The organism is Pseudanabaena sp. 'Roaring Creek', assembly GCF_001402795.1.
GTDB lineage: Bacteria > Cyanobacteriota > Cyanobacteriia > Pseudanabaenales > Pseudanabaenaceae > Pseudanabaena.
Genome location: NZ_LIRE01000319.1, coordinates 1 through 9,308 on the forward strand (window position 1 = coordinate 1; position 9,308 = coordinate 9,308).

6 protein-coding genes are annotated in these 9,308 nt (G+C 46.3%); 2 read left to right on the top strand and 4 right to left on the bottom strand.

Annotated features, from left to right (window positions below; translation table 11 throughout):
• Positions 1-391 precede the first annotated feature (391 nt).
• Positions 392-3,067 carry an ATP-dependent chaperone ClpB gene (gene clpB, locus AC805_RS10885; protein ID WP_055075459.1) on the top strand — a complete coding sequence of 892 codons (2,676 nt, stop codon included), beginning with the start codon at positions 392-394 and terminating at the stop codon, positions 3,065-3,067.
• Positions 3,068-3,487: 420 nt separating this feature from the next.
• Here the strand turns inward: clpB and carB are convergent, their stop codons facing one another.
• The 4 genes from carB to AC805_RS10905 form a co-directional block, all read right to left on the bottom strand.
• On the bottom strand, positions 3,488-6,739 hold the full coding sequence (gene carB / locus AC805_RS10890) for a carbamoyl-phosphate synthase large subunit (protein WP_055075460.1): 3,252 nt from the start codon (positions 6,737-6,739) through the stop codon (positions 3,488-3,490).
• A gap of 281 nt (positions 6,740-7,020) precedes the next feature.
• Positions 7,021-7,518 carry a hypothetical protein gene (locus AC805_RS10895; protein WP_055075461.1) on the bottom strand — a complete coding sequence of 166 codons (498 nt, stop codon included), beginning with the start codon at positions 7,516-7,518 and terminating at the stop codon, positions 7,021-7,023.
• Positions 7,519-7,613: 95 nt separating this feature from the next.
• On the bottom strand, positions 7,614-8,294 hold the full coding sequence (locus AC805_RS10900) for an energy-coupling factor ABC transporter ATP-binding protein (RefSeq protein ID WP_055075462.1): 681 nt from the start codon (positions 8,292-8,294) through the stop codon (positions 7,614-7,616).
• Positions 8,295-8,427: 133 nt separating this feature from the next.
• On the bottom strand, positions 8,428-8,685 hold the full coding sequence (locus AC805_RS10905; protein ID WP_055075463.1) for a DUF3107 family protein: 258 nt from the start codon (positions 8,683-8,685) through the stop codon (positions 8,428-8,430).
• A gap of 404 nt (positions 8,686-9,089) precedes the next feature.
• Between AC805_RS10905 and AC805_RS10910 the strand changes: the two genes are divergently transcribed.
• Positions 9,090-9,269 (top strand): hypothetical protein, encoded by a 180-nt coding sequence (locus AC805_RS10910; protein ID WP_055075464.1) that lies wholly within the window; start codon positions 9,090-9,092, stop codon positions 9,267-9,269.
• Positions 9,270-9,308 lie beyond the last annotated feature (39 nt).

A 9,308-nucleotide genomic window follows, 5' to 3' on the forward strand; every position in this document is an offset into this window, starting at 1 on the left:
CTGACAGTTATGTGTTCACTGCCCCACTGGTGTATTACTTCATTACCTTGGTATTGCCACTCGTTCATTAATGTAGCTGTCGCCAAATGTACTGCCAAATGTACTAGGACATAAAACCCAAGAATTAATTGGCGGCGCGAAGCGCCGCCAATTAATTCTTGGGTTTTGATAGGAATAAGTCAACTTAAAACCTAGAAGAGCGTACCGCCCGCGTAGCGGGCGGTACGCTCTCTGGTTTTGGTTTTTAATTATGCCTAGCTACTTAATATAGAGAGTGCCGCCCGTGGGCGGCACTCTCCCCAAGGTTTTAAGTTGAGGAGCTTTGACGATAATGTAAACTTATCTTAACTATCGTTAGTCATCACAAGCGCTCCTGCTGTAATCAAAGTCAATGCAACCAACCGATCCGAAAAAATTTACTGAAAAAGCATGGGAAGCGATCGTCAAATCGCAAGAGGTCGCAAGACGATCGCAACACCAACAACTAGAAGTCGAGCATTTGCTGATGGCACTGTTGGAGCAGGAAGAAGGCTTGACCGCAAACATATTTACAGCCATGTCAGTGCCGATGGCAAGGGCGCGACGACAGGTAGAAGAATTTTTACGGCGACAGCCCCGCGTGGCAAGCCCAGAACAATTGTATTTAGGACGCAATTTGGAAGTGTGGCTCGATCGTGCTGAGGAGAGCCGCAAGAGCTTTGGCGATGAATTTATGGCGATCGAGCATATGCTGATTGGCTTGATCGACGACGATCGCCTTGGTAAGCGTCTCTATCGAGATCTGAGTATCGATCGCAAGAAATTAGAAGAAACGATCAAGGCAGTACGTGGCAGTCAAACCATTACCGATCAAAATCCTGAAGCTAAATATGCGGCTCTAGAGAAATATGGTCGCGACCTTACCGAGCAGGCAAAGGAAGGAAAGCTCGATCCCGTCATCGGTCGTGATGATGAAATTCGGCGCGTAGTTCAGGTATTGTCAAGACGGACAAAAAATAATCCCGTTCTAATTGGCGAACCAGGGGTGGGCAAAACGGCGATCGCCGAAGGGCTTGCCCAAAGAATTATCCGTGGGGATGTACCCGAGTCGCTGAAAGACCGTACGATTATCAGCCTTGACATGGGTTCGTTGATTGCAGGGGCAAAGTATCGCGGCGAATTTGAAGATCGCTTGAAGGCAGTGCTTAAAGAAGTTCTGAATTCCGATGGCAAGATCGTCCTATTTATTGACGAACTGCATACTGTGGTTGGAGCAGGGGCAACGCAGCAGGGGGCAATGGATGCGGGCAATATTCTCAAACCGATGCTGGCAAGAGGTGAATTGCGTTGTATTGGCGCGACTACGCTCGATGAATATCGCCAATATATTGAGAAGGATGCCGCTCTCGAAAGGCGCTTTCAACAGGTGCTCGTCGATCAGCCGACAGTAGAGGATACGATCTCGATTCTGCGGGGCTTAAAAGAACGCTACGAAGTCCATCATGGGGTAAATATTTCCGACTCAGCATTAGTGGCGGCGGCAACTCTTTCCAATCGCTATATTACCGATCGCTTTTTACCCGACAAGGCGATCGATCTGGTGGATGAATCAGCCGCAAAGTTAAAAATGGAGATAACCTCTAAACCTTTAGAATTAGATGAAATCGATCGTCGCCTGATGCAATTAGAGATGGAAAGGCTATCCTTACAAAAGGAGGGTGACTTTACACCCATAGAAAGGGTCGAGGCAGAAGGCAAGGTCGTCTATAAAACTAGGAGCAGCAAGGCTGTTCAAGACCGTCTCGATCGGCTTGAGAAAGAAATGAGTGAACTGCGCGATCGCCAAATCAGCCTCGACGATCGCTGGCAGCAAGAAAAAGATACGATAGATAATTTGCGATCGCTCAAAGAACAGATCGATCAAACCAAACTACAAATCGAGCAATCCGAGCGCGAATTTAATCTCAATCGTGCCGCCGAGTTGAAATATGGCAAACTGACAGAATTAGAGAAGAATCTTGATGAAGCGGAATTGGAGTTGAATCGAGCGAGAGCCGATGGTTCAATTTTATTCCGTGAGCAAGTGACTGAAGATGACATTGCGGAAATTGTGGCGCGTTGGACGGGAATTCCTCTCAAGAAGTTATTACTTTCAGAGCGGCAGAAACTATTGACGCTAGAGAAACATTTGCACGAACGGGTCATCGGTCAAGAAGAAGCTGTAACCTCGGTAGCCTCAGCAATTCGCAGGGCTCGTGCGGGTATGAACGATCCCAATCGCCCCCTTGGTTCGTTCCTGTTTTTAGGACCAACGGGCGTTGGTAAAACCGAACTCGCGCGCGCGCTTGCGGAATTTCTATTTGATTCCGATGCTTCGATGGTGCGTATCGATATGTCGGAATATATGGAGAAACATTCCGTATCGCGGCTAATCGGTGCACCGCCTGGATATGTCGGCTATGAAGAAGGCGGACAATTTTCAGAAGCAGTGCGCCGCCATCCCTACTCAGTAGTCCTATTCGATGAAGTCGAAAAAGCTCACCCCGATGTATTTAATATTCTCTTGCAAGTCCTCGATGATGGCAGAATTACCGATAGTCAGGGTCGCTTAGTTGATTGTAAAAATACTGTCATCATCATGACCAGTAACATTGGCAGCGATCGCATTCTCGAAACTTCCAAAGATTTAGCAGAAGATATTGATGCGGACTCTCGCTATGATGAAATGCGCGATCGCGTGATCGATGTCCTGCGCAATCACTTCCGTCCCGAATTTCTCAATCGCATTGATGAAACGGTAATTTTCCATGCTCTCCGCCGCAGTGAGATTCGCGCGATCGCCACATTACAAATCAAACGCATTGAGAGTCGTCTTAGCGAGCGTAAGCTCTCTCTCAAATTGAGCGAAGAGGCAAAGGATTATATTGCTGCGGTCGGTTACGATCCTTCCTATGGTGCGCGTCCTCTCAAGCGAGCAATTCAGAGAGAAATCGAAAATCCGATCGCTACCAAGATCATCGAAGGAACCTTTAGCGAAGGTCAGACAATAAGCATCACCGTTGAGGAAGACAAACTGGTGTTTAAATAACGTGACGAGCTATGAGAAAGGGTTTGCTATGCAAACCCTTTCTCATAGCCCAAAAGTAAAAGCCTTTACTTTTAGGCTTTTAAAATAGAACAAAAATCAAACCCAATAGAGAGTTGCGGCGCTTCGCGCCGCAACTCTCTATTGGGTTTGATGTCCTGACTTAAGTGAATATAGCTATAAAAGCTAAATCGAGTAAGGGTTTTCAAGTTAAGCAATGACGTAGCCATTTCTTAAAAACCATTTAAGAATTACTTTCTGCGATCAAAAGCTCTAAGAGATCCCCCTCAATCCCCCTTAAAAAGGGGGATAGGCTCATCAATCTCATATTGCTCGGTATTGCGGAAGAATTTAATTCTCCCCCCTTTTTAAGGGGGGCTGGGGGGGATCTAGTGAATTCTTAAATGGTTTCTTAACTTGGTATTATTTATAGTCCTGAAGTGCAGTTACAGAAATTGCTCCAGTTTGAAGAGACCGAATGGCGGCGATCGCTGCTTTTGCGCCCGCAAGAGTGGTAATTACGGGGATCTTGTAAGCAAGAGCCGTACGACGAATCATCTTGCCATCGGTTTTTGCCTCTTCACCACTAGGGGAATTGACAATCAATTGAATTTTGCCATTTTTCATAGAATCGCCAACATGGGGACGACCTTCATGGACTTTGAGAACTTGCTTGGATTCGATATTATTGCGGCGCAGAATTTTATAGGTTCCCTCCGTTGCTACGATTTTGAAGCCCAGTTCGACAAAGGCTTCAGCAATCGAGGTGATACCGCTTTTATCGCGATCGTTTACGGAGAGAAACACAGTCCCTTCGAGGGGAAGGTGAGTTCCTGCGGCGATTTGCGCCTTGGCAAAGGCTCGACCAAACTCGGTATCAATGCCCATGACTTCACCTGTCGATCGCATTTCAGGACCCAAAATCGTATCGGTTCCTGCAAACTTAGCAAAGGGAAGTACGGCTTCTTTGATGGAAATATGCTTGGGAATGACCTCTTCGGTTAATCCCAACTCCGCAAGAGTTGCGCCCGCCATAATTCTCGAAGCATAATTCACGAGCGGAACGTTAATCGCTTTGCTAACGTAGGGAACGGTGCGTGAAGCACGAGGATTCGCTTCAAGGATGAAAACCTTACTCTCTTTGAGATTGTTGTTATTCAACTGCACCGCATATTGAATATTCATCAAGCCAATTACATTGAGGGATTTCGCGAGGCTAATTGTCCATTGGCGAATAGTACTCAGCACCTCAGGGGGCAAGGAAAATGTCGGGATCGAACAGGCCGAATCTCCTGAATGGATGCCTGCCTCTTCGATATGTTCCATAATGCCGCCGATGGTAACATTGCCGAGCTGATCGGCGATCGCATCGACATCGACTTCGATCGCGCCTTCAAGAAAATGATCGATGAGTACAGGATGTTCTGGCTCGATGATAATCGCTCGGCGCATATAGTCTTCTAGTTCGGCATCGGAGTAAACGACCTCCATGCCTCGACCGCCAAGAACGTAGCTAGGACGTACGACTACGGGATAACCAACACGCTGGGCGATCGCCACGGCTTCATCTTCCGAACGGGCAAGCCCATTTTGCGGTTGGGTAATTCCTAATTCTTGGCAAATTGCCTCGAAACGTTCCCGATCTTCCGCAATATCGATCGAATCAGGCGAGGTTCCCCAAATTTTAGTCGTGGAGTCATGCTCTTCTAGGTATCGTAATAGGGGGACGGAAAGTTTTAAGGGAGTCTGCCCACCAAATTGAATGATCACGCCTTCGGGCTGTTCGGCTTCAATGATATTCAATACATCTTCGCGGGTCAATGGCTCGAAATAAAGGCGATCGCTAGTATCGTAATCGGTGGAAACGGTTTCAGGATTAGAGTTAACCATGATTGTTTCAAAACCTGCCGCCCGCAATGCATAGCTAGCATGACAACAACAATAGTCAAATTCAATCCCCTGACCAATGCGATTTGGCCCGCCGCCCAAGATCATTACTTTCCGCTTTGTGGAAGGGAGAATTTCCGATTCTTCTTCGTAGGTGGAATAGTGATAGGGCGTAAGGGCTTCAAATTCGGCGGCGCAGGTGTCAACGGTCTTGTAAGAGGGAATTACTCCTAGCGATTTGCGATAGGTACGCACGGTATCTTCATGGGTACCTGTGAGATAGGCAATTTGGCGATCGCTAAAGCCCATCCGCTTAATCTCTAGCAACTCATCCTTCAGAATGGCATCCAGTTTTCTGCCCTTGATCGCCAGTTCAACATCCGTGATCTCGCGCATTTTTTGCAAGAACCAAGGATCGATATTGGTGAGTTCAAAAATAGCCTGCACTGACAACCCTGACAAAAAGCCATCGCGAATCGAAAAGATGCGATCGGGATTTGGAGTCCGCAAACTATATTTAATTTTATCGAGGTCAGGTAGAACTTCTTCGCGATCGCCACCAAAGCCAAACCTTCCAACTTCCAGCGATCGCAATGCCTTTTGGAAAGATTCTTGGAAAGTACGCCCGATCGCCATCGCCTCACCGACCGACTTCATCTGAGTCGTCAGAATTGGCTCCGAACCTGGAAATTTCTCGAAGGCAAAGCGAGGAATTTTGGTAACGACATAATCAATGGTTGGCTCAAAGCTGGCTGGGGTTTTCTTGGTGATGTCGTTAGAAATTTCATCAAGGGTATAGCCTACGGCAAGTTTCGCCGCAAATTTAGCGATCGGGAAACCTGTCGCCTTAGAGGCTAAAGCCGAACTACGGGAGACGCGCGGATTCATCTCAATGACGACGACTTCGCCATTGGCAGGATTGATCGAGAATTGAATATTCGAGCCACCTGTCTCTACGCCAATTTCGCGGATGATCTTAATCGAGTAGTCCCGCAAGCGTTGGTATTCTTTGTCGGTCAAAGTCTGAGCGGGAGCCACGGTAATGGAATCACCCGTATGGATACCCATCGGATCGATATTTTCGATACTGCAAATAATTACCACGTTGTCGGCAAGATCGCGCATTACCTCTAGCTCGTATTCTTTCCAGCCAATCAGCGATCGCTCGATCAGAATTTGCGATACGGGACTAGCCTCTAAGCCAGAGGCACAAATTTCTTCAAATTCCTCTTGGTTGTAGGCGATCCCCCCACCAGTACCGCCCATAGTGAAGGCAGGACGAATAATGAGCGGATAGGAACCAATCTCTTGGGCGATCTCGCGGGACTCTTCCATCGTCGTACCCAAGCCCGACGGACACATGGCAACGCCAATCCGCTCCATCGCTTCTTTAAATAGTTTGCGATCCTCCGCCATCTCGATCGCATCCAGTTTTGCCCCAATTAGCTCTACGCCATATTTTTCTAAAACACCGCTTTTAGCAAGAGCAACCGCTGTGTTTAATGCGGTCTGTCCACCCATGGTTGGCAAAATTGCATCGGGACGCTCTTTCTCAATAATTTGAGCAACAACCTCAGGGGTGATGGGTTCGATATAAGTGCGATCGGCTGTGGCGGGATCGGTCATGATCGTAGCGGGATTGGAGTTAACTAGGATCACGTAATAGCCCTCGTCCCGTAAAACTTTACAGGCTTGGGTTCCCGAATAGTCAAATTCGCAGGCTTGCCCGATCACAATCGGACCAGCCCCAATCAACAAAATCTTGTGGATGTCATTACGGCGGGGCATAAAATCTTGTATTTCTTAGGTAACTCGCAATACATTTTATAGCCTCATGGCGATCATGTAGTATGTAGCGCATGATGCTAATTGGCTTGTTGGCTAATCTCGCAAGGAATTTGGTAAGGAATTTGATAAGGAATTTGGTAATATAGCTGTCCCCAAATGTACTAGGACATAAAACCCAAGAATTAATGGGCGGCACAAAGCGCCGCCCATTAATTCTTGGGTTTTGATTTGTCCTAATTCAAGTGATTGTAGCTATAAATTTAGTCCAGTAACAAAGCATCCTATTGCCCAATACTAACCGCCATCATAAAAGCATCGGCCGTAGCAAGCGAGGCGATCGCAATACCGAGTGCGAGGGAAATCATAGCCTTACGCAAAAATACAGTACGTTCAGTTTTATAGGCTTGTAAATCTTCAATTTGCTTCATCCATGTAGTTGTGATCGCAGCCTGCAAACTTCCATCCTTTTGCATCAAGACTTCGGGCGAAAGCCCTGTAGTCGTCACCTTACGTGGATATAGTCCGAGTACCGCAAAAGCGATCGCGATCGCCAAAGAAACGCAGGCGGAAAGCTTCAGACTCAGATAAATAAAATAGAGATTTTCCTGTTCGGGTTTGACATAAATCTGAAATGTGGAAGTAACTCGCAACCCAAGTAGCAAGAGAGCGCTGATCTCCATTACTCCTGCCAATTTGGTGCCGAGCGTATCAACACCATGCTGGGCTTGCTCTAGACAAAACTTGGCGTATTCGTAAAGAAAATTTTGCTGGTCTTCCATAATCTCCATTTGCCACGTCCGTTAAAAATTGGTGATATTTACAGTCATGGAGTTGCGGCGCAACTCTATGACTGTAAATATCAATCACCATCGGTTTAGGAGCGCTCTAGCAATAATTGCTTTAATCGCATCGGATCGCCCTTATCCACAACTTTACCGCGTTCCAATAAAAACGCGCCATCGGCGTAATCGAGTTCGTTTAAGCGATGTGTAACCCAAAGGGCAGTTAAATTTTTTTGTTTCACCAATTCTCGTACTGAGGCAACCAACTCCGTTTGATTTTCGCCATCCAGTAAGGCTGTGGGTTCATCAAGTAACAAAACTTCAGCATGACGAGCGATCGCCCCAGCGATCGCGATCCGTTGCTTTTGTCCTCCGCTTAAGGCATAGATCGGGCGACGGATCATTTGCATGAGATTTACAGCCCTGAGAGACTCTTCGACTCTTTGCTGAGTTTCTTGGAAGGAAAGATTTTCCGATACTAGCCCGAAGGCAATATCAGCACCCACCGTGGGCATTACCAACTGATGATCGGGATTCTGAAATACAAACCCAAGGCGATCGCCAATCTCAATATCACCCGAGGTAGGCTTTAGCAAGCCTGCTAACAACCTCAGTAAGGTCGATTTACCGCTGCCATTAGTACCTAACAGCATCCAAAATTCCCCTTTGGGTACAGATAGCGTACAGCGATCGAGGACAGGTTCGCCCGAAGCCCATGCAAAGTTAAGATCGCGAACGCTGATGGCGGTGGTTATAGATCGATCGGTTAGCATTATTAATTGCAGGTAGTTGCAGATAATTGCAAGGTTAGTTGCAGGTAATTACAGATATATGACAGATATATAAATAACGGTGTCGCCCACAGAGCCAGTAACACCGTTAGTTTGCGACACCGTTGGTTAATGGCTAGCCACGAATGAAGCCCGCGCCCATATTTGCCGAAGCCCCTGATTTTTCAGAAACCTGCACCGCCGAGATCTCGCTCGTTAATACGGAGATCTTTTTACCTTCTTGCTTTTCACAGGTTAATTCCAAGATTTTGGTATTGCCATCGGCGATCGCATTGGCAATTACGCGATAAAGTGCATCGGCATTTTCCTGCTCCTTGCGCTGTACAGACAAAGCGATCGGATTATTTTTGAGGGTGATTTCAACTGTATACATCAGCATTAATTAAGTTGTCCTGCCTAGAAATAAAGATAGATAGGTTAGCGAAAAAGTTTCGGTGAGAGCCCTTAGTAATTTGCATACCTGCTTATAACTCTCAGTATGCCATTGCATCGACAATCAAGGGGAGATTTGTTTAGTAGAGCATCCCGTATAGAGAACCTAATCGGTAAGGTTGAGTAGCGCGAAGCTCCACTCAACCTTACCGATTAGGAATAATCGCCAAAAACAAAAAACAAAAGAATATTTTCTAAGTAATTTCGATGTAAGATTATTTTCTAATCCAAATATCATAACCTCAAGACTTAAATATCGTTTTTTTGATCTCTGTGATACCGAACTTTTGGTGGTAGTAGCTGTAAATTAATAATCAATGGGACAAAACGACGAGAATCGAAAATATGACATCCGCTAACCTCGAACGAGTCAGAACTCTCCGCCAACAAATCATTGCTGAGACCAAGCATGGTTTTGCTGACTGGAATTTAGTCCAAAAGATGCTCGATGAATTGATGATCAATCATCAGCAATATAAGTATTTTGCCTCAAAGGAGAATATCAGCCTCTATCGGGAATCCTAACTAATCTCATCAAGACATAGCAATATAAAAGATGAGTGG